Consider the following 24,888-nt stretch of genomic DNA (forward strand, 5'->3'; position numbering starts at 1 on the left):
GCAACCACCTCACCCGCCCCGCGTCACACGGCCCTGCCCATCATCTCCACCCCCGCACGAATCCGGCTCGGTGTCAGGTGCGCGTACCCGAGCACCAGCCGCACCTCCTTCGCCGCCGCGTCGTCACCACCCGCGCCGTGCGTGTACTCCGCCAGCGAGCGCACGGCGACCCCGGCCTCCGTCACACGCGCGAGGAAGCGCTCCTCGGGGCCGTACCGCTCGGGGAGGGTGGCGATGGCATGGAGTCCGGCGGCGATGCCGGACACCCGGGAGCCGGGAAGGTACTCCTCCAAGGCGGCCACCAGGGCGTCGCGCCGCTCACGGTAGGCGCGCTGGCAGGCGCGCAGTTGGCGGTCGTAGTCGCCGCGCTCCACGAAGCGGGCGAAGAGTGCCTGGTCGAGGGCCGGATGCCCGAGATCCGTGGTGCGCTTGCGCTCGACGACGTCGTCCGCCAGCCACTCCGGAACCAGCAGCCAGCCCAGCCGCAGTCCCGGAGCGAGCGACTTGCTGACCGAACCCGTGTAGGCGACGCGTTCCGGGTCGAGCCCCTGGAGTGCGCCCACGGGGGCACGGTCGTACCGGAAGTCGCCGTCGTAGTCGTCCTCCAGGACGAGGCCGTCCACGGACCGTGCCCAGTCCAGCAGCTCACCGCGCCGGTGCGCGGAGTAGGCGATCCCGGTGGGGAACTGGTGGGCCGGAGTCGTCACCACGGCCCGTACGCCCGAGGCGTGCAGCGGGCCGACGGCGAGCCCCTCGTCGTCCAGCGGCAGCGGCACGGTGTCCACGCCCGCCGACGCGTACAGGGCGTCGTGCTGGGGGCTGCCGGGGTCCTCGACGCCGGTGGCGCGCACCCCGCGCGCGTGGAGCACGCTCGCGAGCAGTGCCGTCGCCTGCGCCACCCCGGAGACCACCATGATCCGTTCCGGGTCGGCCACCACGCCCCGGCGCCGCGCGAGCAGCTGGGCCAGCGCGGTCCGCAGCCGGGGCAGCCCGCGCGGGTCGGGATAGCCGAGGCTCTCGTGCGGCAGCTCCGTCAGCACGCCCCGCTGCGCGGCGGCCCACGCCGAGCGCGGGAAGAGCGACAGATCCGGTGTCCCCGGCACGAAGTCGACGCGATCGGCGGGGGAGCGCGGGGCGAGATCACGCGCGCGCGGACGGGCGGCCCGCACGGCGTCCCCCACCCACGTCCCCGCGCCCCGCCCGCTGCGCAGATAGCCCTCGGCCGTCAGCTGCTCGTACGCCTCCGTCACCAGCCCCCGCGACACCTTGAGGTCGGCCGCCAGGTCCCGGCTGGACGGGAGGCGGGTGCCCGGCGCGAGCCGGCCCGAGCGGACCGCGTCGCGCAGGGCCTCCTGCAGGGCGCGGCCACGCGCGCGTGCCGGTGCCGAGGCGGCGGGCAGCAGCAACTCCCAGGCCGCGCTGGCGGCGGCGGAGCCCGGAGGGCCGCCCGGACCGGTCGACGGCGTCATGAAGGAAGTCCCCCCGAACATCATGTCTGCACCACGTCATCTCAATCACCCACACTTTACGAGGGGTTGGATCCCTTGGTGCGTAAACCGGAGTGAGAGACCACAGCGAGGGGGCGGGCCGATGTCGCGCCCCGGAATCGTACGCGCAATCCAGGAGCGCCCGTGGACGCCAAGAACCGTTTCGAGACGAAGACCACCTTCGCTCTCTCCCGACTCGAATGGCTGGGCTTTCTCGCCGTATCGCTCGTGCTCGCATTCCAGCACCACTCGGAAATCCGCTGGGCCGTCTTCGTGCTGCTGTTCGCGGTGATCGACGTCGTCGGATACCTGCCCGGCGCGATCGCCTTCCGGCGCAGCCCGGACGGACATGTTCCGCGCGGTTGCTACGTGGCCTACAACACGATGCACAGCCTGGTCACAGCGGGTGTCCTGGCCGGGGCGTGGGCGCTGTTCGTCCGGCCGGAATGGGCCCTGCTGGCCCTCCCGATCCACCTCATGGGCGACCGGGCGCTCTTCGGGAACTCCCTCAAACCCTTCGGTGTCGCCTTCGAGCCGGAAACCACCCCGGAGTTCCGCAGGTTCGAGCAGCGGTACCACTCGGCGGCGGATTCCGGTGAGAGCGCCGCCGTGCGGACTCCCGTGGAGGACGCCGATGCCGTCCGTGCTTGACACACTCGCCGCGCACAGCGACAACCCCAGTTCCTTTCTCGCCCTCAACAGCGGGAACGCGTACTTCCACGACGGCGGGTTCGACGGCGCCTGCGCCTATCGCACCTCGGGCCGCTACGTACTGCAATTCGGCGGCCCGTTCACCGCTCCGGAACACCGGGCACGCCTGCTGGACGCGTTCGCCGCCCACGCCGGCCGCCGCCTGGTCGCCGTGCAACTGCAGCGGGCGGACGCCGAGCTGTACGCGGCGCACGGCTTCACGGTCAACCAGCTCGGGGCGTCGTACGCGGTCGACCTGAGCCGTTTCACGCTGCGCGGCTCACGGTTCGTCCGGCTGCGGAACAAGATCTCGCGCGCCCGGCGGGCGGGCCTGGCGGTCGCCGAGGTCATGGCCGGCGACGACTGCGCCGAACTGGACCGGATCGACCAGTGCTGGCTGCGGGACAAGGGCCGGCACGCCAAGGAGCTGCGCTTCCTCGTCGGCCAGCGCAACGGGAGCCTGCAGAGGCACCGCCGTCTGTTCGTCGGCCGGATCGACGGCGAGACGGTCGGCTACATCAACTACTCGCCGGTCTACGGCAGCCGCTCCGGCTGGCTGCACGACCTCAGCCGGCGCCGCCCCGACGCGCCGCCCGGCGTGATGGAGGCGCTCAACGCCACCGTCATGGAACGGCTGACCGCCGAGGGAGCGGGCTGGCTGCACTTCGGCTTCACCCCGTTCACCGGGCTCGACCCGGAGCACGAACTACCCGGTGCCAGCCGTATGTTCACCCGGTTCACCCGTCTCCTGGCCGAGCGCGGCGACGTGATCTACCCGGCGGCCTCCCAGCTCGAGTACAAGCAGAAGTGGGCCCCGCACGTGGTCCTGCCGGAGTACATCGCCTTCCGCGGCAGGCCACGCCCCGGCGCGGTCTGGCAGTTGCTGCGCGCCACCAACGCCCTCTGAGCCACCTCGGCCACGGCCGCGCGAGTGCCGCGCCGATTCCGTATTCATCCCACCCTGGAGGACCGCACGCCCATGAGATTCCTAGAGCGTGAACGCGCCACCCTCGCGAAGCTGCTGCCCGAACTGGACCCCGCCCTGCGCGAGGCCCCGCTGATGGAACTGGAGCGGCCGGGCAGCCCGGGCATCCGGCACTTCCGGGACAGCGGCGGTCCTGGACTGCTGGTCCCCGAGTCCCACCAGGGCCGGGGCGCCACCGCGCTCGATGCCCTGCGCGTGCAGCGGGCCATCGGCAGCCGCTCGCCGTCCCTGGCCGTGGCCACCACCATGCACCACTTCTCCATGGCCACCCTTGTCGGGATCGGCGGCCTCGGCGACGGCTTGGAGTGGATGCTGATCGAGGGCGTGGCCTCGTCCAACCGCGTGATCGCCTCCGGCTTCGCCGAGGGCCGCAGCGGCGCGGGCATCCTCGACCCGTCGATGACCGCCACGGTGACCGCGGACGGCGTGCGGATCAACGGCGTCAAACGGCCGTGCAGCCTGGCCCACTCCATGGACGTGCTCACCGCCAGCGTGATGATCCCGCGCGAGGACGGGCAGGGCGACGAACTCGCCGTGGCCCTCGTGCCCGCGGAGAGCGAGGGTGTGAGTGTCAGCGGCTTCTGGTCCAGCGCCTTCCTCGCCGGGGCCGAGAGCGAACAGGTCACGCTCACCGACGTCCTCGTACCGCCGGAACTCCTGTTGCGTACCGCGACGACCTCCGGTGAACAGCTCGACGAACTTCAGACGGCCGGTCTGATCTGGTTCCAGACGCTGATGACGGGCAGCTACCTCGGCGCCGCGAGCGCGCTGGTGGAGCGGGTGCTGCTGAACGACCGCATCCCCGAGCACGAGCGCGTACGCCTCTTCGTCGAGACCGAGGCCGCCATGGCCACCGCCGAGGGCGTCGCCCGGCGTATCGACGCCGGTGACCTCGACGAGTCGGCGCTCGCACAGGCGTTGTACGTGCGCTACGGCGTCCAGGACGCCATCGCCCGAGTCGTCCCGCGCGCGGTCGAACTCCTCGGCGGCCTCAACTTCATGACGTCCGACGAGGTGGGCCACCTGGCCGCCTGCGCCAACGGACTCTCCCTGCACCCGCCGTCGCGCTCCCGGATGACCGCCCCGTTCTCCGCGTACCTGGCCGACCGGCCACTCGCCATCGCCTGACCGCGCCCCCACCGTCCATCGGTGGGCCGAGACCCGTTGGGAGAACACACCCCCCATGCCGTCAGACAACCAGCGTCTCGCCCTCCTGCCCGTCGGCCGTACGGGACGGCGCGACCGCCCCTTGCTGCTGCTCACCGGCGGTTCCGGAGTGCTCGGACGTGCCCTGATCGACGAGCTGTCACCCGACTTCGACCTGCTGTGCCTGCGCCGCAACACACCGTTGTGCGATCCGCGGGTGCGCGAGCTCCAGGGCGACCTGGTCGCTCCCCGGCTCGGCCTGAGCCCACTGGCCTGGCACGAACTGGCCCTTGAGGTGGACGTGGTGCTGCACTGCGCCGCCGAGACCAACTGGCGTACCCCGCCACAGGACATCTCGCGCACCAATCTGCGCGGTGCCGACAACATGCTCGACCTGGCGGCCCGGGCCGACGCCCCGCTGTACCTGGTGAGTACCGCGTTCGTGGCCAACACCCCCACCGAGGAGGACCGCCGGCGTTTCCCGGGTGCGGCCGCCTACCTCGACTCCAAGGCCAGGGCCGAACAGATGACACGCGAGGCGGGCGTGCCCGGCGCCATCGTCCGGCCCTCGGTCGTCATGGGTGACTCCGTCAGCGGGCGGATCGCCGGTCAGCAGGGGCTGACGAAGACGATCGGCGCGATGGTCCTGGGACAGGCCCCGGTGCTGCCCGGAGCCCCCGAGGCCCGGATCGACATGGTGCCCCAGGACTACGTCTCGCGGGCCATCGGCGACCTGGTCCGGGGCGGTGTTGCCGACGGCGAGTACTGGCTGACGGCCGGCAAGGAGGCCATCGACCTGCGGGAGTTCGCCGACGTCTGCGCGGACGTCGCCGTACGCCACGGCCTGCCCCGGCCCCAGCGGCCCCGGCTCGTCCCCGTCGATGCCGTGCACCGGCTGCTCCTGCCCATGCTGGAGGGCACCTCGCTGCCCGCGTCCCTGAGGCGGCGGCTGGAGTATTACGCGGAACTGCTGCTGGTGTTCCAGCGGGAGCTGCCGTTCGACACCTCCCTCGGCGAACCCGACTGCGGCACCCGCCCGACCCGGACCGACATCCGGGCCGCCCTCGTACGCAACGCGGAGAGCTGGGCCGGGGACAGGGCCGGCCTGCTCAGCCGGAACCGATCCGCCGCGACCGCCCCCATGGAGGTGGCGTCATGACCGTGTCACCACCGTCCACCGGGACCACCGGGCCGCCCTCCGGGTCCCGCGCCTCGTCCTCCGAGGCCGCCGGGCCGTCCTCCGGATCCCCCGCCTCGTCCTCCGGGGCTGCCGGGCCGCGCTCCGGGACCGCCACGCCGTCCTCCGCCCCGTCCTCCGAGTCCTCCACCCCGCGTGCCGGAACCGCCGCGCCGACCGACCGGCCCGACATCGTGGACCTCTACCTGAAGCACATCGGCTCCGGCCGTGCCGTGATGGGCCGTGTCATGGGCGGCATGGCCGAGGTCCGCTCCGAGGGGGCCTGGATCCACGCCGACGACGGCCGCCGCTTCCTGGACTTCGGCGGCTACGGCGTCTTCATCATGGGCCACCGGCACCCGGCCGTCGTCGAAGCGGTGCACCGGCAGATCGACACCCACCCGCTGGCCAGCCGCGTCTTCCTCGAACCCGTCGCCGCCCGGGCCGCCCAGGCCCTGGCCGCCCGCACCCCGCCCGGCCTCGACTACGTCCACTTCGTCAACTCCGGCGCCGAGGCCACCGAGGCGGCCCTGAAACTGGCCCGCGCCCACGGACTCACCTCGGTGATCACCACCCGCAGCGGCTTCCACGGCAAGACCCTCGGTGCGCTGAGCGTCACCGCCAACGCCACGTACCAGACGCCCTTCCAGCCCCTGCTCCCGGACGTCACCCAGGTGGCCTACGACGACCCGGCCGACCTCGAACAGGCGCTGGCCGCCCGCCGCGACCGGGCCTGCGTCATCGTCGAACCCGTCCAGGGCGAGGGCGGCGTACGCATCCCCCGCCACGGCTACCTCAGCCAGGTGCGGGCGCTGTGCCGGGCGTACGGCGCCTTGCTGATCGTCGACGAGGTCCAGACCGGCATGGGACGGCTGGGCACCTGGTGGGGCGTCGACGCCGAGGACGTGCGTCCGGACGTGCTGCTCGTCGGCAAGGGACTCAGCGGCGGTGTCGTACCGGTCGCCGCGATGGTCGCCACCGCGGAGGCCTACGCCCCCTTCAGCCGCGACCCCTACCTGCACACCTCCACCTTCGGCGCCTCGCCGATCGCCTGCGCCGCCGCCCTCGCCACCGTACGGGCGATGGAGGAGGAGGACACCGTGGCCCGGGCCGCCGCGCTCGGCCTGCGCATCCTCACCGCCGTACGGGACGTGTGCGCGCCGTACGAGGGCGGCCTGGTCCGGGAAGTGCGCGGCCGGGGTCTGCTGATCGGCGTCGAGTTCGCCGAGGAACAGGCGGTCGGCGAACTCCTGCTGGAACTGATCTCCCGCGGTGTGCTCGTCAACAACTCCCTCAACTCCACCCGGGTGCTGCGGCTGACCCCGCCGGCCGTGGTCGAGGACTCCGCGCTCGACCTGTTTCTCACCACCCTCGGCTCGGCCCTGCGGAGCACGGCCGGCCGTATGACCAGCTGACGCCGGCTCCTGGCGCCGGCGCCAGCCACCAGCTCCGGACGACCAGCGTCCAAAAACCCTCCGGGAAGGAACCGAACGACCCATGCGCCACGTGATCCTGCACGCCCTCGCCGACGGACTGGCACCCGCCGACGTCTACGGCCGCATCAGCGACTTCCGCCGTTATCCCGAGTACAGCGACACCTTCCGCGAGGTGCACGTCGAGCCTCCGCTGCCCGACGGCTCCACGGTCTCGGACTGGACCGTCGAGTTCCGGGGCGGCCTGATGCGGTGGCGGGAACGCGACACCTACTCGCCCGAGACGTACTCCATCGCCTTCGAACAGGTCAGCGGCGACTTCCAGGCCTTCGAGGGGAGCTGGCGCTGCGAAGCGAGGGACGGCGGCACGCTCGTCGTCTTCACCGCGGCCTTCGACCTCGGCATCCCCTCCATGGCCGAGATCCTCGACCCGGTGGCCGAGTCGACCCTGCGGACCAACATCGCCCGCGTCCTGCGGGGCCTTGCGGGCGCGGAGGTGATCGATGAGCGCGCGGCTGCGGCTGGTGGCTGACCGGACGGCCGTCACGGGCGCCCCGCCCCCGGCCGCCGATCCGCCGCACGAGGAGCCGCTGCACGAGGAACCGGGGCCCGGCGCTGCCCGCTGCCTCGGCCTGTACGCCAAGCTGGCCGCCGGGGTGACCGTCGTGACCGCCCGCGGCGAGGACGGCCCGCTGGGCATGACGGTGTCCGCCGTCACCTCGCTCTCCGCCCGCCCGCCGCTGCTGCTGGCCTGTCTGCGCGACGGCTCCCGCACCCTCGCCGCCGTCCGCGCCCGCCGGGCCTTCGCCGTGCACCTGCTGCGCGAGGAACAGCAGGATCTCGCGGGCCGGTTCGCGTCCCCCACCACGACCGCGGCGGAGCGGTTCGCCGGGACCGACACCCGGCAGGTGCTGGGCGTCCCCGTGCTGGCCGGCGCGCTCGCCTGGTCGGTGTGTCTGACCGAGGACGTACGCCGCTACGGCGACCACCACCTCGTCGTCGGCCGGGTCGCCGCCGTGCACGTGGGCGGCGGACGCCCGCTGCTGTGGCACGACCGCCGGTTCGGTGCGCTGACCGGGCCGGTGCCGGACGCCGTCGGATGACCAGACCACCGGCCGGAACGCCGTACTGGGACCCCGCGGAACTGCCGACGCAGCCCCAGCTGTACGGCGTGGTCACCGCCGACGTGGCCGTCGTCGGGGCCGGGCTGGCCGGGCTGTCCTGCGCCTACCACCTGGCGGAACGCGCCCCGGGGCTCGACATCGCGGTGGTGGACGCCGAGCACCCGGCCGCCGGCGCCAGCGGCCGGGGCACCGGTCTGCTGGGCCCCCGGGCCGGCCCCGCGGTCGACCGCGCGGTGCGCCGCTTCGGCCCGCAGACCGCGCGCAGGATGCATCGGGCCAGCGAGCAGGCGGTGCGGGACGTCCTCGACCTGTGCGCCCGGCTCGACGTGCCCTGCGGGCTGCGGCCCGGCGAGCAGCTGGTGGCCACGCGGTCGTCCGCGGGCCTGGTGGCACTCGCCCGCCAGGCCCGCGCCTGCCGCGAACTCGGTCTGGACGTCCCCGTCCTCTCCCCGGCCGGTATCCGCGACCGGGTCGGCGTGCCCTACCGGGCGGCACTCCTGCACCGCCCCGCCGCGACCCTCGATCCGGCCGCCCTGACCTGCGCCCTCGCCCGTGCCTGCGCCGACAAGGGCGTGCGATTCTACGGCCGCAGCCCGCTGCTGGCCCTCCGCCCCGGCGATCTGGTCGGCCCCGAGCTGGTGCTCCCGCACGGCAGGCTCTACGCCGGTCAGGCGGTGCTGGCCGTCAACTCAGCCGCGCAGGCACTGGACCTGCCGGTCGGCACCGTCCTGCCGCTCGAGGTGTACGCCGTCGCCACCGAACCGCTGAGCGCCCCGGCCTACGAGGCCCTGGGCGGGCGCGCCGGACACTCCGTCGTCGACGCCGTCCCGCTGGCGCCGTACTTCCGGCTGCTCCCGGACCGGGGCCTGGTGGCGGGTGGCGGTACCGCCACGGTCCCGGCGGACATCGGCGCTCCCCGTCTCCAGGCCGTCAGGGAGCGTGCCTGGGCCCGGCTGGAGAGATGGCTGCGGTCCCTGCATCCGGACCTCGCCCGGGTACGGGTCACCCATCGCTGGTCCGGCCGCATCGGCATGACGGGCGACGACCTGCCGGTGGTGGGGCCGGTGCCGGGCTTCGACGACGTCTGGTACATCGGCGGCTGCTGCGGGCACGGACTCGCCCTGTCCGTGGCGCACGGCGCGCACGTGGCCGCGGCCCTGCTGGGTGAGCCGGCACCCGGCGAACCGCTCCCGTGGCACCGTTCCCGGGCCCCGCGCCTGCCCGCACGCGGACCCGCAGGGCCCCTGCTGCGGGCGTACGTGGACGCATTGGGGCGAATCGCGCGGCATACCTGCTGACGGCAGGCACGGCCCGCATCCGTACCCCAGCTCCGCAGACCCCAGCCTCGCAGCCCGACAGACCACCCTCAGAACCCGACCAGGAGGTTTCACGATGCGACCCCACCTCGGTACGGACGGCCGCCTGCCGTCGGCCCTGTCCATGGGAACCGTAGATGTCGCGTTCCACCTGGCGACGGGCGGCAACCCCGTGCCCCTCGCGTTCACGTTCGGGTTCGAAGGCCGTGCCCCCACCCTGGACTCCGTACGCGCGCGGGTCGCCGAACGCGTCCACCACGTCCCGGCGTTGCGCTACCGCATCGCACGGGACCGCGGGAGATTCCGGCGAGTGGACCGGATCGCGGTGGACCGGCATGTGCACGAGGCGTGGCTGCCCGAGGACACCGACGGGTCGGCGACCAGCCGCCTGATGCTGTCCCGGCCGATGAGCACGGACGACCTGCCGCCCTGGGACGTGTGGCTGGTCCACGGCCCGGCGGACCGCCACACCCTGGTCTACCGAACCGACCACACCTTCCAGGACGGCATGGGCGCCGCCTACACCGCCCGTGCTCTCCTCGGAGACGACCCCGAGGGCGGGCCGGCCCCGCAGCATCCCGCCCGGCCCACCGCACACGGCCTCGCGGACGCCCTGGGCGAGGTGGTGGACGCCTTCCGCGCGCCCACCCCGAAACCCGCGTTCGACGGAGAATCCACGGGCCGTGTCGACGTCTGCCACGCCGACACCCCGCTGGCCCGGCTGCGCGCCATCGCCCGCGCCCACGGCGGCACGGTCACGGACGTCTACCTCGCGGCCCTGTCCCACGCCGTCCGCGCCTGGTACCTGAAGGACACCGGCTCGGCCCATCCGCCGCTGCCCGTGTCGATCCCGATGTCGGTCCGGGCCCCGGGAGAGGAGTACGCCCCGGGCAACCGCATGGTCACCGCCCGGCTCCTGCTGCCCTGCGACGAGGAGTCACCCCAGCGGGCCCTGGCCCGGGTCGTCGCCCGCACGGGCCGGCTGCGGGAGAGCCGGCGGCGCGACGCCATGCGCCTGCTGCTGTCCGCCGCCCCGCGGCCGCTCGGCGCCACCGTCGGCACCCGCCTGGTCCGCGGGGCGTTCGTGGCCGGCCCGGTGAGCAGTGTGAACTTCGGCACGGCCCTGGTCCACCAGGGGGTCGCGGCCCGTCGCGCGGCCGTCTTCGCCGGTGTCGCGTCAGGCATCCGGTGTGTGACGACGCTGACGAGCCAGCACGACACCGCGTGCCTGACCGTCGTTCACGACGAGGCCCTGGCGACCGCGGACGAACTCCCCGACCTGTGGCTCGCGGCGCTGCTGGAGCTGGAGCGGCCGTAGCCACGGCACCACGCGCAGGCCCCGGACGCACCGTCCGGGGCCTGCGCGCGGTGCCGTGTCAGGGAGTGCCGCGCAGCGTTCCGGTGGTGAGGAAGACGCTCTCCGCGGCGGCCGTGCCGATCAGCGGCAGATACGGGGAGAGGCGCTCGACCGCGTACGGCAGCGTGTACAGGTCGGCGGCCGCCGCGTCCCAGCCGTGCTCGGCCCACCAGCGCCCCGGATCGGCGATCTGCCAGTTCCAGGCCAGTCCGATCGTCGACAGGGCGTCCATGAAGGGCGCGACGAACGGCGAGGACGTGGTCGCGGAGTTCACGCACTCGGCGCCGAACATGCTGCCGGGGGCCGAGAGTTCGGTCATCGCGGCGACGACGGCCGCCACCTCCGGGGGCCGAAGGAAGTACAGGGGCGCCTCGCAGAGCCATGCGGTGGGCCTGCCGGGATCGAATCCCGCCGCCCTGAGTTCCTCTCTCCAGGATGCCGTGCCGTCGGCTTCGACGACGGTGCGGCGTCCGCAGGAGAGCCGGCTCCAGTCCAGTACGTACTCCTTGAAGGCATGTACGGCCGCGTCCTCCACCTCGAAGACGTGCACCCCGGTCGGCCAGTCGAGCCGGAAGGCACGGGTGTCCAGCCCGGCGCCGAGCAGCACCACCTGGCGGCAGCCCGAACGGGCCGCGGCGAGAAGGTAGTCGTCGAAGAAGCGGGTGCGTACCACCTGATAGTCGGGCAGCAGGCGCTGCAGCGGTCCGTCACCGGGCGGGCCCCCGTCGAACCCGGCCGCGTGGAGGAAGTCGGCGGCCCACGGGTCGCGGACGAGCGGCGCGGGCCGGAGGTTCTCCGCCGCGTGTGCGGCAGCCGTCCAGAGCGCCGCGCGGGAAATGCCGTGCGGGGTCGCGGCGGGCGGCGCGAACGGTGACTGCGGACGTGTGGATTCCGGCATGGGATCTCCTTGAGGTGGAGCGGGATGGCCGTGCGGACCCGGATCATCCGGAGCGGCGACGGCCCAGCAGGAAGGCCGCGGCACCCAGCGCGAGCAGGCTTCCGGAGGGGCGGGTGGGCCGCTGGCCGCCCATCGCGGCGGGGGTGCGCGGCTCGTGGATGTTCAGTGCGAACTGACGGTTGGCCACGTCGGAGAGGACGCCCCGGACCTGTTCCGGACTGGTGACGGCGGCCAGCAGCAGCTCCATGGAGTTCCGGGCGAACTGGTTGCGGCCGAGGAACTCGCGGCCCAGTGCGAAAAGGATCTTCGGCACCTCCGCCTGGAACACCTCGGGCAGCGTGATCTCGGGAGCCATGCACCGCACCGAACCGTCCAGGTTCGCGAAGGACTTGCCCAGCAGTGAGACGGCCGGCGGCGAACCGATCCCGCGCTTGGTCGCCTTGGCCAGCACGGTGGTGAGCGCGACACCGAAGTTCATGTCCTCCAGTGAGAGATGGGAGACGCTGGGCACGAACGCGGCCATGTCGGCGGCGAACGCGGGCATGTTGGCCCACGGCGTCATCCGGCCCATCTCCGCCCAGTGCTGCGCCGTCCCGGCGCCGTCGCTCTGCGCCAAGGCCATGAACAGCGGCAGCAGCTGAAGACTGGTCCTGCGGTCCAGACGGCCGACCATGCCCCAGTCGATCAGCGTCGCGGGTCCGCCGGGAGCGGCGAAGACGTTGCCGGCGTGCGGGTCGGCGTGGAAGAAGCGATGGACGAAGTACCCGTGGTACATGAACCGCAGCAGGTCCTTGCCGATCTCCACGCGCTCGTCGTCCGTGAAGTGGGCGCGGTCGACGTGCCGCACCGACTTCCCGTCGGCCAGCGACTGGACGAGGACCCGGGGGCTGGCGTGCAGTACCCGGGGCACCTCCAGCGAACGGAACGACCGGACCTGCCCGCGGGCTTCGTCCATGTTGCGGGCCTCGCCGGTGAAGTCCAGCTCCGGCTCCATGGCGTCGAAGACCGAGCCGAGCATCGCCTCGATGTCGATGACCTCGTTGAACCGGGGAGCGACGCGGGCCACGATCTTCGACGCCCGGCGCATCAGAGCCATGTCCGCGAGTACGCCCTCGCGGATGCCGGGTCGCTGGATCTTCACCACGGCCGCGCGCCCGCCGGGCAGCGTCACGCGGTAGACCTGGGCGAGGGACGCCGCCCCCAGCGGAGCGACGGTCTCGATGTCGTCGAAGCGCAGCTTCCAGTTCGGACCGAGGTCCCGGGCCAGTACCGGCTCGAACTCCGAGAACGGCTGGACGTCGACCTCGTCGTGCAGGTTCTGCAGTTCGTCCCGGATGGACTGGGGGACCATGTCGGGCCGGGTGGAGAGGACCTGGCCGAGTTTCACATAGAAGGGACCCAGGCTCTCCAGGGCATGCCGTACCGCCTTGGCACGGCGCTGGTCCGCCCCGGCGGTGGCCTCTGCCGCGGACCCGGCGGAGCCGACGAGGCCCTCCGCCGGGGACCGCGTGTCCCGCCTCGTACGTCTCCGCAGCCGGGTCGCCTGTCCCACCTCGTCGGCCACGAGGCTGCCCAGGACCCTGACCACGAGACGCAGCCGATCGCCGACGACAGACGTCATCGTGTGTGATCCTCCTCAGATCGGGACCCGGGTACGAAACGGCGGTCGGCGTGCACCACGGAGACGGCCGGACGGGACGGTGGCACGGCCGGTCAGCCCGAGGTCGAGGACTGTCCGCCCTGGGACGGCTTCCCGCCCTGCCCCTGCTGACCGGTCAGGCCCTGCAGGGCCGCCAGCCCCTGCTGACCGGCCTGGCCCGGCAGGTTGGTCAGGTTCTGCAGGCTCTGGACCGCCTCGAGGAGCTTGGGCAGCACCTGGAGCAGCTGGGTGAGCTGGGTCGGGAGCGCCATCAGGTCGCCCGCCCCGCTCGCCGCGTGTCCGAGGCCTCCGGCCAGCTGACCGAGCCCGCCGAGCGCACCCGCCGCGCCGCCGACCGCGGCGAGCGGATTGGCCGCCCCGCCCAGCGCGGCCAGGGGGTTGCCCGCCCCGCCCAGCGCGGCCGCGAGCGGGTTGCCGCCGCCCGCGGCACCGGTGAGCCCGGCCAGGGGGTTCTGCGCTGCGCCTGCGATGTTCCCCAGCGGGCCCGCGGCCCCCGAGGCGAGGCCGGCGAGCGGGTTGCCGGCTGCGCCGGCCCCGCCGAGGGCGGCCAGCGGGTTGGCGACACCCGCGAGCGCGGTCGCCGGGTTGACGGCCCCGGCCAGCGCGGCGAGGGCGTTCGGGGGCAGCTCGGCCAGCGTGCTGACGGCGTTGCCGGAGCCGCGCGACGATCCTGAGTCGTCGTCTCGGTTCAGGAGGTCGTCGAACGCCTCCTTCCAGCTGTCGGTCATATCACCGACCAGATCCTTGAAGATGTCTTGGATGTTCTTGCTATTACCCATGAGTGTGGTCCCTTTCCGTTTCTCTGTGATGGGAGAGGTGCGGCTTTCGGGTGTTATCGGGCACAGCCTTCCAAGGCTTTCGCGCAGACGTTCTTCAATCGCGCGCGGCCCCTGGTGAAGGCGGCTTCGGCCGCCTTGACGGAGATGTTGTGTATGCGGGCGAATTCCGCAGTGGAAATACCCTTGGCGCGGGCGAGTATGACCTCCTGCTCCCGCCCCCGCAGGTGTTGTACCTGGCCCAGAAGCCATCTGCCGAAGTCTTCGTCGCAGACGTCCTCCTCGGTCGCGCCCGGGGTTTCCGCGAGCGCCGCACGCTGGAGGAGTCTGCTGCGACGTTCCATGTCGCGGTAGAAGTCGATGCAGAGGCGAAGCGCCACGGACGTCAGAAAGGCACCGAGTCGATTCCTGTCCAACGCGGCGTGGGCGGCTGCCCGGGCCATGGTTTCCTGAACGCAGTCCTCGGCGTCCTGAAGACTTGGTAGTCTTCGCCGAACCAGCCGCATGAGGCGGTCCTGATGCTGGAAGATTTCTTCCCAGGAGCATTCAGCGGGCGATTGGCAGGTGGAATGTCGCACCATCGTGGATTGCAGCCCGTTGTCTCTCGGATTGTGCAGGGAGAACCGCGGCCGACTTTCCATTTGTCGGCCATGTGGTTTTCCTACCCGAGGCCCTGGAGCGGCAAACCGGAATACGCACCTCCGGCAGTCGGCAGGAATGTTTTTCCGCGCTCATTTCCGAGGGGCGGGCCGCCGCGCCCAGTCGCGGTTCCAGTTGAGCCACATGTCCCGTACGGTCTGGTGCACTTGGGAGCTGCCGGCGCGCAGCTCGGTGGTGCACGCCTGGGCCGCTTCCTTGCCCACCAGCCGCGCCCCGCCGGTGAAGTAGGAGCCCCGGACGTGCCGCGGTGAGCGGTACTTGCCCCACAGCAGGATCTTCATCAGCGGCCAGAGGGTGAACACCCCGGACGGGCACCGGTTGTCGGGGTCCAGGGTGCCCCACACCGTCGGGGCCAGTCCGCTCTCGCCCAGCACCTCGTAGATGCGTGCGATCGCCTGCTCCTTCGTCAACTCGCCCGCACGATAGGCGAGTACGGCGTCCCGCGACTGGTCGAACATCCGCTCCACCCAGGGGTTGTCCATACCCTGGAGACCTCGGTACGGCGGCAGCTCCAGCATGTCGAAACAGGCCGGGTCGTGCGTCTTCTCGAACGTCACGGCGACCTGGTTCTGGGCGTTCGTGCCGTACAGCGTCGTGATGGTCCACACGCGGTTCCAGGCGTTCCACAGGTCGAAGTCGTCGAACGCGATGTAGCTGCAGGACACCAGGTCGTCGTAGAACCGGAACATGCGCTTGGTCCAGTGGTCCAGGTACGCGAACCGGGAGGTGTCGAAGTCGTCCTGGCGCACCGCGTCGATCAGCCGGTGGCTCAGCGCGTTCAGTGCCATCACGGTGACGGCGAGACCGCTGGAGAAGAGCGGGTCGATGAAGTCACTGGCGTGCGGCAGCAGACACCACCGGTCGCCCACCACCTTCTGCGAGGCGAACTGGGTGCGGTCGGTGGACACGTACGGCCGGACCGCCCGCGCCCGCTCGAACTGCCGGGCCACACTGGGGAACCGGCGCACGTACCGCCAGAACTCGTCCTGAGCCGAGATGTCCTCCGGCCGGGGGTGCTGGTCGAGATCGAGGTTGATGCCGACACTGCACAACTGGTTCGTGCTGGTCGACTGGTTGTCGAACGGGATGACCCAGAACCATCCGCCCGGGAACATGTGGTGGAGCGTTCCCTGGCTGAACGGGCTGGGCATGCCGTGCTGTGCACGCGAAGGCGCCACGGCGTCGAAGGGGCGCACGTCCACCATGTGCGTGAAGATCGTGCGCGACCTCGTGCGGTAGGGCGGTTCCTGCCGCAGCCCGAGGCGCTCGGGCAGGACCGCCCGCATGCCGCCGGCGTCGACCACGTACGAAGCCCGGAAGGTGCCCCGGTCCCGGGTGACGAGAGTCGCGCCGTCCTCCTCGAACTTCACGTCGTCGACCATGGTGTGGGTGTACGCGGTCACGCCGTAGGACACGGCGACGTGGAACATGTACGCGTCCACGTCCTGCCGGAAGTAGTGCGAGTCGGGACCGAGCGGAGGTCCCCAGGTGGGGTACTGGGTGCACTCGTCGGGCCGGGTGGGCTCACCTTCCCGGTGGTAGATGAAGCTGAAGTTTCGCTTGACCCCGCTGTTGGACGACACGTGGCGGCGCAGTGCCGCGTTGGTCGCCAGGTGCTCGAGCTCGGGGACGTCGTAGCGGCGGGCCAGGACCCGGAGGCCGAACGTGGTCTCGGGGACGGTGGACTCTCCGATGGCGAACCTGGGGTGGCCGCTGCCTTCGAGCAGCAGCACACGCACGCCATGACGTGCGAGTACGGTCCCCAGCATCGTCCCGCCGATGCCGCCTCCGACGATGGCGACATCGAAAACACGCTGGTCTTCTTGCATGTCTGCGGTTCCTTTCGCGACGGGAAGGGCGAGTCACCGGGCTCCCCGGTCACCGGTGGGTGACCGGGGAGCCCGGCAGCACCCGGCGCAGCCCGCAGGCCACCACCCGGGCGGAGAAGGACACGGCGAACCCGGGGGTGGGTGCCAGTTGGGCCAACAGGCGGCGGTCACCGGGCACTTGCCGCTCGCCCCGCCCGGTGACGTCCAGCCACACGCCGAAGTGCAGCAGCCGCGCCTCGGGTCCGGCGTCGCGAGCGGGGAACGGCCGCATGTGCTCGCGCACCGCACGCGTGAGGGTCGTGCGCCGCACCGTGCCCACCTGGTGCCGGGCCAGGAAGTGGTCGAGCAACTGGGCGGAGCGGCAAGGGAATCCGCTGCGGCCGAGCGGAGTGCGTCCCACCAGCCCGGCGTCGTGGAACGCCGCGGCGGCCAGCAGGCCGACCCGGTCGTAGGCGGTCCCGTGGGTCCGCGCACAGGCGTCGGCCAGCAGGAACGTCCGCAGAGAGTGCACGGCGACGCGGGGTGGCAGGAGCCGGCACATCTCCGTCAGCGCGGCGCCCGCGAGGGGGTGCCCGAGCAGCTCCGCGAGGGCCGGGCGGCCGAGCAGAGGCTGCCATGCCTCGGGTAACACCTTGGGTGGATCGGAGTGTGAACTCGCCCCGCTCCCACCGGGATCGGGGACCTCCGGCATCTCAGGCCCTGCGGCCATGGCTCAACCCCCCTTGCCTTGCGACCTCTTGGCTGGGTCCGTCTCACCTGTCTTTACGCTCGGGCCGCCCCCGCCCCCCGCTCCCCGTTCCGCAACGCGCCGTCCGCGTAAGCGCGTTGGCGTGCAACCGACGGCGCGCGATACCGGTAACGCGCTCCGGGCGTACGTCCCGGCCGTCCATTCGGAGCCGTGGCCTGTTCGAATGAATGAGCCCTACTCATCCGTTGTGGCGGTGCGGGAGCGGGTGACGGCCAGGAGGATGCGCCCTGCGCTCCCACTGGTGGAAGATTTCTGTAGTAAACCTCGTGAGGTGCGGGGAGTGTTCAGGGCAGGACCGAATCTCGCCTGTGCTGAAATGCGGTGTTGGTATGGCCAGTTTCCCGACCAGCGACGATTTGCGACTTCCGGCGGAAATCGATGCGTCGGCTCTGACGGACGTTTCCGAAGGGCCGCCCGAGAGAATTCTGCTGACGGGAGCCACGGGATTCCTCGGCGGTTCCCTGCTCGCCGACCTGCTGGATGCAACCGACGCTCGAATCCATTGCCTGGTGAGGGCGGAGTCGGCCGCTCAGGCCCGGGAGCGGCTCGCCGGTCAGTTACGCGCCCGGGATGTGCCGGTGCACCACATGTCCCGGGTCGACGTCGTGCTCGGCAGCCTGGCGAAGCCGCGGTTCGGCTTGACCGACGAGGAGTTCTCGGGCCTCTCGCGCGGCATCGACGTCATTTACCACTGCGGTGCTTGGGTCAATCTTCTGGCGAGCTACCCGATCCTGCGCGGTTGCAATGTGTCGGGAACCCAGGAAATCCTGAGACTTGCGACCCGGACCCGCCGCATTCCCGTGCATTACATCTCGACGATGGGGGTGGTCCCGGCGGCCCGAGAGGCCGGGACCGGTGTCTCCGGTTACTGCGCCACCAAATGGGTCGCCGAGCAGTTGGTCGCCCAGGCCGCGGACCGCGGATCGCCCACGATGGTGCACCGGCCCGGTGTGATCCTGGCGGACTCGCGCACCGGCCTGGTGGGGAAGTCGGACTGGTTCGTCCACCTGACGAAGGCGAGCATCCGCGCCCGCTGCGCCCCCGACCACCCCGGTCTCCTGCCGGTGGGCACGGTCGACTTCACCAGCCGCGCCATCGTCGACCTGTCCCTGAGCCGGCGTGCCCGAGGACAGGTGTTCCACGTGATCGATCCCGAACCGCTGCCCTTCCGGTCGTACTTCCAGGGCTTAGCGGACGCGGGTGCCGACCTTCCGCTCGTTCCGTTCGACACCTGGCTGGAGCGGCTTCGCGACCTGGGCGACGAGGTACCCCGCAGCACCATGCGGCTGGCCGGCGAGACCCTCCGGCAGATGATCCCGGCCCCGGGGCAGGACACCGCCGGCCCCACCGCGGCGTCCGCGCACCGCGGCCCGCCCGCGCTCGACTCCGACTACTTCCGCAGGGTGCTCGCCTTCCTGAGCCGCGACGTCGTGCTGCCCGCCCAGTGACCACGCGCGGTCCTCTCCTCCCGTCCCTCCCGTGCACCCTCCCCGCACCTCATCAGCTGGAGTTTCCGCATGTCCCCTTTCACTCTGGAAGACCTGACGGCGATGGTGGCCGAGATCGCCGGCGCCGAAGCGGCCCGGGCGATCTCGGAGCAGCCGGCCGACGCGCCCTTCACATCGTTGGGGTTCGACTCGATGGCCGTCATCGAACTGGCCGAGCGGATCCAGGAGCGCTACGGCGTTCCCATCCCGGACGAGGCGGTGCACGACCTGCGCACCGTCCGGCGGACCCTCGACTACGTGAACGGCCGGGCAGCCGTCGCCGCGGCGGACGGAGGCCGCTGATGGCCCGGGGCGCGGGGCGGCTGACCGGCATCGGCGTCTACCGCCCCGGTGGCCTGCTCACCAGCGCCGAACTCGACACCAGGTTCGGTCACGAGGACGGCCATATCGAGCAGATCACAGGGATCCGGACCAGGCTGAAGGCCGACCCCGACGACACCTTCGTCGAGATGGCCGCGCAGGCGGCGGACAAGGCCCTGGCCCACGCGGGAGTGCTCGCCGAGGACCTGGACTGTGTCCTGTTCTCCTCCGCCAGCAGCGTCGGCCGGGCATCGTGCCGGGCCGCCAGTCTCACCCACCGCATCGGAGCCGGCCGGGCCGGCGGGTTCGACGTCAACGGCGGGTGCGCCGGGTTCGGTTACGGGCTGACCTTGGCCTCCGGACTCATCGCCGCACAGCAGGCGCGTCAGATCCTGGTCGTCGCCGCCGAGCGGCTGAGCGACATCACCGACCCCGACGACTGCGCGACCGTCATGGTCTTCGGCGATGCCGCCGGGGCCGCGGTGGTCAGCGCCGCGGAGCACGGCGGGATCGGACCGGCGGTGTGGGGAACCCACGGCCCCGGTGAGCCCTGGATGACCAGCGCCCCGCCCAAACCCGGTACCGCCCGCCCGTACATGCACATGGACGGCACCCGGGTGGTCCGCTGGTTCGGTTCGCACATGCCGCAAGTGGCCCGGGACGCACTCGACGCGGCCGGGCTCACCTGGGACGACATCGGCGTCTTCGTGCCGCACCAGTGCAACGGGCGGCTGATCGACGCGATGGTGCGCTGGCTGCGCCCGCCCGCGCACGTGGCGATCGCCCGCAGCATCGTCACCGACGGCAACACCAGTTCGGCGTCCATCCCGCTGGCCCTGGAGTCGCTGCTCGCCTCGGCCACCGTACGGCCCGGCGACAAGGCACTGCTCCTGGGCTTCGGCGCCGGGCTGACCTGGTGCGCCCAGGTGGTCGAACTTCCGTAAGGAGCACCTCATGAACGTCACGTCCGCGTCCCCCGCGGTCGACCCCAGGCCCGCCGGCGAACCCGAGGCCGGTGTCGTGGCCCGTCCCCTGTCCCGTCTGTCGGACGCCGATCTCGGCACGCTGCTGATGATCCGCCACTTCGAACTGGCCGTGCTGGAGCTGTTCTCCCAGGGCCGGCTGCACGGCACCACGCACACCTGCCTCGGCCAGGAGTACATCCCCGTCGCGCTCTACCCGCTGCTGGACGGAGGCGACTACGTCTTCAGCAACCACCGCGGGCACGGCCACTACCTGGCCCGCTTCCACGACCCGCACGGTCTGCTCGCGGAGATCATGGGGCGGGCCGGTGCCGTCTGCCACGGCGTGGGCGGCAGCCAGCACATCTACCGCGACCGCTACCTGTCGACCGGCGTACAGGGCCAGAGCCTGCCCGTCGCCGTGGGAGTCGGCCTGCACCTGAAGGGGGCCGAGCCGGGCCGGATCGCGGTGGTCCACATCGGCGACGGCACCTGGGGCGAGGGCGCCGTGTACGAGGCGCTCAACATGGCGCAGCTGTGGCAGGTCCCGGTGCTCGTCGTGGTGGAGCACAACGGGATCGCCCAGTCGACACCGACCGAGCGGCAGATGTCCGGCACCGTCGAGACCCGGGCGGCGGCCTTCGGCGTCGGGCACCTGCGGATCGACTCCGTGGACGTCACCGACGTACGCGCCGCCCTCACCCCCGTGGTCGAGCAGGTCCGCGGCCGGCACCGGCCGTACGTGGTCGAGTGCGTCACCCACCGCGTGGGCCCGCACAGCAAGGGGGACGACACCCGCGCGGCCGAGGTCCGTGAGCGAGCGGCCCGGCACGACTGGTACCGCCGCTACCGACGGGACCATCCCGCACAGTTCGCCGCCGCCGACCAGGCACAGGCGGAGGCCGTCGCCGCCGTCGTACGGGAGGTCGGCGCGCGTCCGGCGTCCCGATGGGAGGCCCGATGACCAGGCGCCAGCGCGTGGCCGAGAACCTCAACAGCGCACTGCACCACCTCCTCGGCGCCCACCCCGGCACTTATCTGATCGGCGAGGACGTCGCCGACCCCTACGGCGGAGCGTTCAAAGTGACCCGGGGGCTCTCCGACCGCTTCCCGGACCGGGTGCTCTCCGCACCGCTGAGCGAAGGCGGCATCGCCGGCGTGGGCGCGGGCCTGGCCCTGGCCGGCAACCGGTCCGTGGTCGAGATGATGTTCTCGGACTTCGCCGCGCTGGCCTTCGACCCGCTGTTGAACTTCGCCGCCAAGTCCGTGTCGATGTACGGCCGCAGGGTCCCGATGAGCATGGTCGTCCGCTGCCCCACCGGCGGCAACCGGGGGTACGGCCCGACGCACAGCCAGAGCCTGCAGAAGCACTTCCTCGGCATTCCCTCGCTGCACCTGCGGGAAGTCTCCCCGTTCCACGACAACCAGCGCGTACTGACCACGATGCTCGACCGCGAGGAGCCCGGTGTGCTCTTCGAGGACAAGGTGCTCTACACCCGCGCCATGTACCAGGCGGGGGTCGTGGACGACCTGTTCCGCTACGAGGTGCTGGCCGATCCCAGCGAGACCGCCCGGGTGTACGCGCCGGACTGCGGTCCCCCCGACTGGATCGTCCTGGCCCCGGGCGGGCTCACCGAACGAGCCGTCACCGCCCTGCGCACCCTGCTCCTCGAAGAGGAGATCACGTGTGAACTGCTGGTGCCCTCCCAGCTGTACCCCTTCGACAGCAAGGCGCTGCTCCCGGTGCTGTCCCGTGCCGACCGCATCTGTGTCATGGAGGACTCCACGGCCGACGGGACCTGGGGCGAACTGCTCGCACAGCAACTCCACGAGCAGCTGTGGAGCCGGCTGGCCCGCCCGGTGCTGCCGCTGAGCGCCGAGCCGAGCATCGTGCCGACCGCGGCGCACCTGGAGCACGACGTGCTGCTCCAGCCGTCCACCATCCACCGCGCGATCATGGAGGCGACGAAGTGATCGGCATCGAGCTGCCCACGCTCAACACGAACGACTCCAGCTACACCCTGGTCGAGTGGCTCGTCCCCGACGGCAGCAGCATCGAGGGCGAGGAACCGCTGGCGCTGGTGGAGACCTCCAAGGCCAGCGAGGAGATCGAGAGCACCGGCCCCGGAATCCTGCACGTCCTCGTCGGCGGCGGCCAGGACTGCAGGCCCGGGCAGACCATCGCCTACCTCTTCGAGTCGGCCGAGGAACGCGACTCCTACCGGGCGTCGGCCGCCACCCGGGCGACATCCGCACCCCCCGGCGCGGAGCTGAGCATCACCAACGCGGCCCGTGCGCTCGCCGACCGCCACGGCGTGTCCGAGGCCGAGCTGCGCGGTCTCGGGCGCACGGTCATCCGTACGGCCGATGTCGAGGCCCTGGTGCGGCGGGCCGCGTCGGCGCCCTCCTCCCCCCAGCGCCGACTGTCGAAGCGACAGCGGACGGTGGGGGCGGTGGTGACCGAGTCGATGCGGACCGTTCCGGCCGCGGCCGCCTACGCCAAGGTCGACGTCGGACAGGCTGAGGAACTGGCCCGGCAGCTGTCCGAGCGCACCGGCAGTTTCGTCTCCCTGCCCGTCCTGCTGATCAAGGCGGTGGCGCGCCGGCACGCGGCACACCCCCTGATGTTCGCCGCGCTCACCGACGACGGCACGGTACGCGAGAGCGAACGGGCCCATGTGGGCGTCACCATGGACGCGGGCCGAGGTCTGTACACCCCGGTGGTGCACGACGCCGCCGAGCTGAGCAGCGACCGGATCGCCGACCTGCTGACCGGCTTCAGGAGCAAGGCGTTCCGGGGCACGTTCCAGGCCGCCGAACTCGCCGGGGCCAACATCATGGTCGCCCCGCACACCACGGAGGGCATGGTCCTGGCCACCCCCATCGTCTTCCCCGGCCAGACCTGCGTGATCTCCATCGGCGCCGTCGACGACCAGGTGCTCCTGGACGCCCAGGGCACTCCTCACACCCACCGGTTCGTCCACCTCGGCCTGGTCTACGACCACCGGGTGGTCAACGGCAGGGACGCGATGGCCCTGCTCAAGGACGTCAAGGAGGAGCTGGAGGCACCGGTCGCGCTCGGCTGACCGCCGACCCGCCACCACGGAACCCCACCACACGGAACCCCACCCCCCCGGGTCCCGCCCGTCGGATTGGAAAGGACACCCCTGACATGACCACCGACACCACCCCCCGCAGCCGCGCCTACGACCTGCTCGCCTCGGTTCTCAGCAACAAGTTCGAAGTGCCCCCCGAGGCCATCGTCCCCACCGCGACCTTCGAGCAGCTGGACCTCGACTCGCTGGCCGTGGTGGAGCTCTTCGTCGTACTCACCGAGGAACTCGGCATCGAAGTACAGGACGGCGAGGCCGACCCGGACCTCACCCTGGCCGGCGTGGCCGACCTCATCGCCGAGGCCGTCAAGCCGTGACCGGCGCCCGTCCCGACGTCGCCGTCACCGGGATCGGCCTGGTCACTCCGGCCGGCACCGGCCGCGAGGCCACCTGGGACGGCGTGTGCGCGGGCCGCCCCACCGCCCGGCACGTCCCCGAACTCAAGGGCCTCCCGGTCGACTTCGCCTGCCTCGTACCGGACTTCTCCCCCCGCGGTCACGTCCCCGGCTCACGCCCCTGGCAGTACGACCGCTTCACCCAGTTCGCCCTCTACGCCGCCCTGGAGGCGGTCTCCGACGCCGGCCTGGACCCGGCCGACTGGGACGCGGACCGCGTCGCGGTGGTCTTCGGCAGCTCGGCCGGCGGCACCGGCACCATGCTGGAACAACACCGCAAACTGCTCGAACTGGGCACGGCACGCGTCTCACCGCTGCTGCTGCCGATGTTCCTGCCCAACATGGCCACCGGACAGCTCACCATCCACCTGCGTGCCCGGGGCCCGGCGCTGTGCACGGTCACCGCCTGCGCATCCGGCGCCACCGCCATCGGCACGGCCCTGCAACTCCTGCGCTCCGGGGCCTGCGACATCGCCGTCGCGGGGGCCTCCGACGCGGTCGTACAGCCCTTCTGGGTCACCGGCTTCGACCGGATGGGCGCGCTGTCCCGGCGCGGCGACGACCCGCGGGCCGCCTCCCGGCCCTTCGACACCGCCCGGGACGGCTTCGTCATGGCGGAGGGCGGCGCCGCCCTGGTCCTGGAGCCGGCGAGTGCGGCCAGGGCCCGCGGACGCCCGGGCTACGCCCTGCTGGCGGGCTACGGAGCATCGTCCGACGCCCACCACCCCGTGGCACCCGACCCCGACGGCGAGGGCGCCGCCCTCGCCGTGCGGCGGGCCCTCGACGATGCCGGCGCCCGCCCCGCGGACGTGCAGCACATCAACGCGCACGGCACCAGCACGCCGCTCAACGACGCCGCCGAGGCCCGTCTGATCCGTCGCCTCTTCCCTCACCAGCCCTCCGTGACCTCGGTCAAGGGCACCCTCGGCCACCTGCTCGGCGCGGCCGGGGCGGTCGAAGCGGCGGTCACCGCCCTGTCCGTGGCCCACGGCCGGGTGCCACCCGTGGCCAACCTCGAGAAACAGGAAGGAGACGCCGAGATCAACGCCGTCACCGGCACCAGCCGGGCGGAGCCCGTCGGCCTCGCCCTGAGCCATTCCTTCGGCTTCGGCGGCCACAACGCCGTACTCGCCTTCAGAAGCTGCCCCACCGAACCGGCCCGGGAGCCGGCCGCTCCTTCACCGTGAGCGTCTCCAGGCGGCGGCAGCGGCCATCCGAACGACCCCTCCGCCGGCCGCCGCCGGTCACTCAGGTTTCCCTACCGTCAGCGGCAGGAGTTTCATGCCCGCGGACACCCCGCCATCTCGCCGACCAGCCTCAGCAC

General features: G+C 72.0%; 24 protein-coding genes. 17 read left to right on the plus strand and 7 right to left on the minus strand.

Going from position 1 to position 24,888, the window contains the following annotated elements; genetic code table 11:
- Positions 1–23 precede the first annotated feature (23 nt).
- Positions 24–1,469 (minus strand): PLP-dependent aminotransferase family protein, encoded by a 1,446-nt coding sequence (locus ACFW47_RS26465; RefSeq protein ID WP_386307342.1) that lies wholly within the window; start codon positions 1,467–1,469, stop codon positions 24–26.
- A 162-nt stretch (positions 1,470–1,631) separates the two neighbouring features.
- On the opposite strand from ACFW47_RS26465, the gene ACFW47_RS26470 reads away from it, so the two are divergent.
- From ACFW47_RS26470 to ACFW47_RS26510, 9 genes are all read left to right on the plus strand, one after another.
- Complete coding sequence (locus tag ACFW47_RS26470) at positions 1,632–2,138, plus strand: hypothetical protein (protein ID WP_386285551.1); 507 nt, start codon at positions 1,632–1,634, stop codon at positions 2,136–2,138.
- Positions 2,122–3,084: a bifunctional lysylphosphatidylglycerol flippase/synthetase MprF gene (locus ACFW47_RS26475; RefSeq protein ID WP_386307344.1), complete on the plus strand. Its 963-nt coding sequence runs from the start codon at positions 2,122–2,124 to the stop codon at positions 3,082–3,084. The genes ACFW47_RS26470 and ACFW47_RS26475 overlap by 17 nt, the downstream gene beginning before the upstream one ends.
- A gap of 72 nt (positions 3,085–3,156) precedes the next feature.
- Positions 3,157–4,290, plus strand: a complete 1,134-nt coding sequence (locus ACFW47_RS26480) for an acyl-CoA dehydrogenase (protein WP_386285547.1) — start codon at positions 3,157–3,159, stop codon at positions 4,288–4,290.
- Between the two features lie 55 nt (positions 4,291–4,345).
- The gene (locus ACFW47_RS26485) at positions 4,346–5,467 is read left to right on the plus strand and encodes an SDR family oxidoreductase (RefSeq protein ID WP_386307346.1); all 1,122 of its coding nucleotides are present in this window, start codon (positions 4,346–4,348) and stop codon (positions 5,465–5,467) included.
- Positions 5,464–6,900, plus strand: a complete 1,437-nt coding sequence (locus ACFW47_RS26490) for an aspartate aminotransferase family protein (RefSeq protein WP_386285543.1) — start codon at positions 5,464–5,466, stop codon at positions 6,898–6,900. Before ACFW47_RS26485 ends, ACFW47_RS26490 begins: the two co-directional genes overlap by 4 nt.
- Positions 6,901–6,982: 82 nt before the next feature.
- Positions 6,983–7,450: an aromatase/cyclase gene (locus ACFW47_RS26495; protein ID WP_386285540.1), complete on the plus strand. Its 468-nt coding sequence runs from the start codon at positions 6,983–6,985 to the stop codon at positions 7,448–7,450.
- Positions 7,422–8,021, plus strand: coding sequence for a flavin reductase family protein (locus ACFW47_RS26500; RefSeq protein ID WP_386285538.1), 600 nt, complete (start codon positions 7,422–7,424; stop codon positions 8,019–8,021). Before ACFW47_RS26495 ends, ACFW47_RS26500 begins: the two co-directional genes overlap by 29 nt.
- Positions 8,018–9,340, plus strand: coding sequence for an NAD(P)/FAD-dependent oxidoreductase (locus tag ACFW47_RS26505; protein WP_386307347.1), 1,323 nt, complete (start codon positions 8,018–8,020; stop codon positions 9,338–9,340). The genes ACFW47_RS26500 and ACFW47_RS26505 overlap by 4 nt, the downstream gene beginning before the upstream one ends.
- 94 nt (positions 9,341–9,434) lie before the next feature.
- Positions 9,435–10,676: a wax ester/triacylglycerol synthase domain-containing protein gene (locus tag ACFW47_RS26510; protein ID WP_386307348.1), complete on the plus strand. Its 1,242-nt coding sequence runs from the start codon at positions 9,435–9,437 to the stop codon at positions 10,674–10,676.
- 58 nt (positions 10,677–10,734) lie between these two features.
- Here ACFW47_RS26510 and ACFW47_RS26515 read toward each other — a convergent pair whose 3' ends face one another.
- The 6 genes from ACFW47_RS26515 to ACFW47_RS26540 form a co-directional block, all read right to left on the minus strand.
- Positions 10,735–11,613, minus strand: a complete 879-nt coding sequence (locus ACFW47_RS26515; protein ID WP_386307350.1) for an SAM-dependent methyltransferase — start codon at positions 11,611–11,613, stop codon at positions 10,735–10,737.
- 43 nt (positions 11,614–11,656) lie between these two features.
- Positions 11,657–13,234 (minus strand): ABC1 kinase family protein, encoded by a 1,578-nt coding sequence (locus ACFW47_RS26520; RefSeq protein WP_386285530.1) that lies wholly within the window; start codon positions 13,232–13,234, stop codon positions 11,657–11,659.
- A 92-nt stretch (positions 13,235–13,326) separates the two neighbouring features.
- Complete coding sequence (locus tag ACFW47_RS26525) at positions 13,327–14,052, minus strand: hypothetical protein (protein WP_386285528.1); 726 nt, start codon at positions 14,050–14,052, stop codon at positions 13,327–13,329.
- Between the two features lie 53 nt (positions 14,053–14,105).
- Positions 14,106–14,690 carry an RNA polymerase sigma factor gene (locus tag ACFW47_RS26530; RefSeq protein WP_386307351.1) on the minus strand — a complete coding sequence of 195 codons (585 nt, stop codon included), beginning with the start codon at positions 14,688–14,690 and terminating at the stop codon, positions 14,106–14,108.
- A gap of 90 nt (positions 14,691–14,780) precedes the next feature.
- Entirely contained in the window at positions 14,781–16,538 is a 1,758-nt protein-coding gene (locus tag ACFW47_RS26535) for an NAD(P)/FAD-dependent oxidoreductase (RefSeq protein ID WP_386307353.1), read from the minus strand.
- Positions 16,539–16,587: 49 nt separating this feature from the next.
- The gene (locus ACFW47_RS26540; protein WP_386307355.1) at positions 16,588–17,169 is read right to left on the minus strand and encodes a hypothetical protein; all 582 of its coding nucleotides are present in this window, start codon (positions 17,167–17,169) and stop codon (positions 16,588–16,590) included.
- Positions 17,170–17,615: 446 nt separating this feature from the next.
- On the opposite strand from ACFW47_RS26540, the gene ACFW47_RS26545 reads away from it, so the two are divergent.
- The 8 genes from ACFW47_RS26545 (at position 17,616) to ACFW47_RS26580 (ending at position 24,751) form a co-directional block, all read left to right on the plus strand.
- The gene (locus tag ACFW47_RS26545) at positions 17,616–18,734 is read left to right on the plus strand and encodes a thioester reductase domain-containing protein (RefSeq protein WP_386307356.1); all 1,119 of its coding nucleotides are present in this window, start codon (positions 17,616–17,618) and stop codon (positions 18,732–18,734) included.
- A gap of 69 nt (positions 18,735–18,803) precedes the next feature.
- On the plus strand, positions 18,804–19,076 hold the full coding sequence (locus ACFW47_RS26550) for an acyl carrier protein (RefSeq protein WP_386307358.1): 273 nt from the start codon (positions 18,804–18,806) through the stop codon (positions 19,074–19,076).
- Positions 19,076–20,038 (plus strand): ketoacyl-ACP synthase III, encoded by a 963-nt coding sequence (locus ACFW47_RS26555; protein WP_386307359.1) that lies wholly within the window; start codon positions 19,076–19,078, stop codon positions 20,036–20,038. Before ACFW47_RS26550 ends, ACFW47_RS26555 begins: the two co-directional genes overlap by 1 nt.
- 10 nt (positions 20,039–20,048) lie before the next feature.
- Complete coding sequence (locus ACFW47_RS26560) at positions 20,049–21,020, plus strand: thiamine pyrophosphate-dependent dehydrogenase E1 component subunit alpha (protein ID WP_386307361.1); 972 nt, start codon at positions 20,049–20,051, stop codon at positions 21,018–21,020.
- Positions 21,017–22,030 carry an alpha-ketoacid dehydrogenase subunit beta gene (locus ACFW47_RS26565; protein WP_386285514.1) on the plus strand — a complete coding sequence of 338 codons (1,014 nt, stop codon included), beginning with the start codon at positions 21,017–21,019 and terminating at the stop codon, positions 22,028–22,030. The genes ACFW47_RS26560 and ACFW47_RS26565 overlap by 4 nt, the downstream gene beginning before the upstream one ends.
- Positions 22,027–23,142: a 2-oxo acid dehydrogenase subunit E2 gene (locus ACFW47_RS26570; RefSeq protein WP_386285512.1), complete on the plus strand. Its 1,116-nt coding sequence runs from the start codon at positions 22,027–22,029 to the stop codon at positions 23,140–23,142. Before ACFW47_RS26565 ends, ACFW47_RS26570 begins: the two co-directional genes overlap by 4 nt.
- An 86-nt stretch (positions 23,143–23,228) precedes the next feature.
- Positions 23,229–23,486, plus strand: a complete 258-nt coding sequence (locus ACFW47_RS26575; protein ID WP_386285510.1) for an acyl carrier protein — start codon at positions 23,229–23,231, stop codon at positions 23,484–23,486.
- Complete coding sequence (locus ACFW47_RS26580) at positions 23,483–24,751, plus strand: beta-ketoacyl-[acyl-carrier-protein] synthase family protein (RefSeq protein WP_386285508.1); 1,269 nt, start codon at positions 23,483–23,485, stop codon at positions 24,749–24,751. The genes ACFW47_RS26575 and ACFW47_RS26580 overlap by 4 nt, the downstream gene beginning before the upstream one ends.
- Positions 24,752–24,888: the final 137 nt, after the last annotated feature.

It is taken from the genome of Streptomyces sp. NPDC058796, assembly GCF_042745235.1.
In the GTDB taxonomy this organism is placed as follows: domain Bacteria; phylum Actinomycetota; class Actinomycetes; order Streptomycetales; family Streptomycetaceae; genus Streptomyces.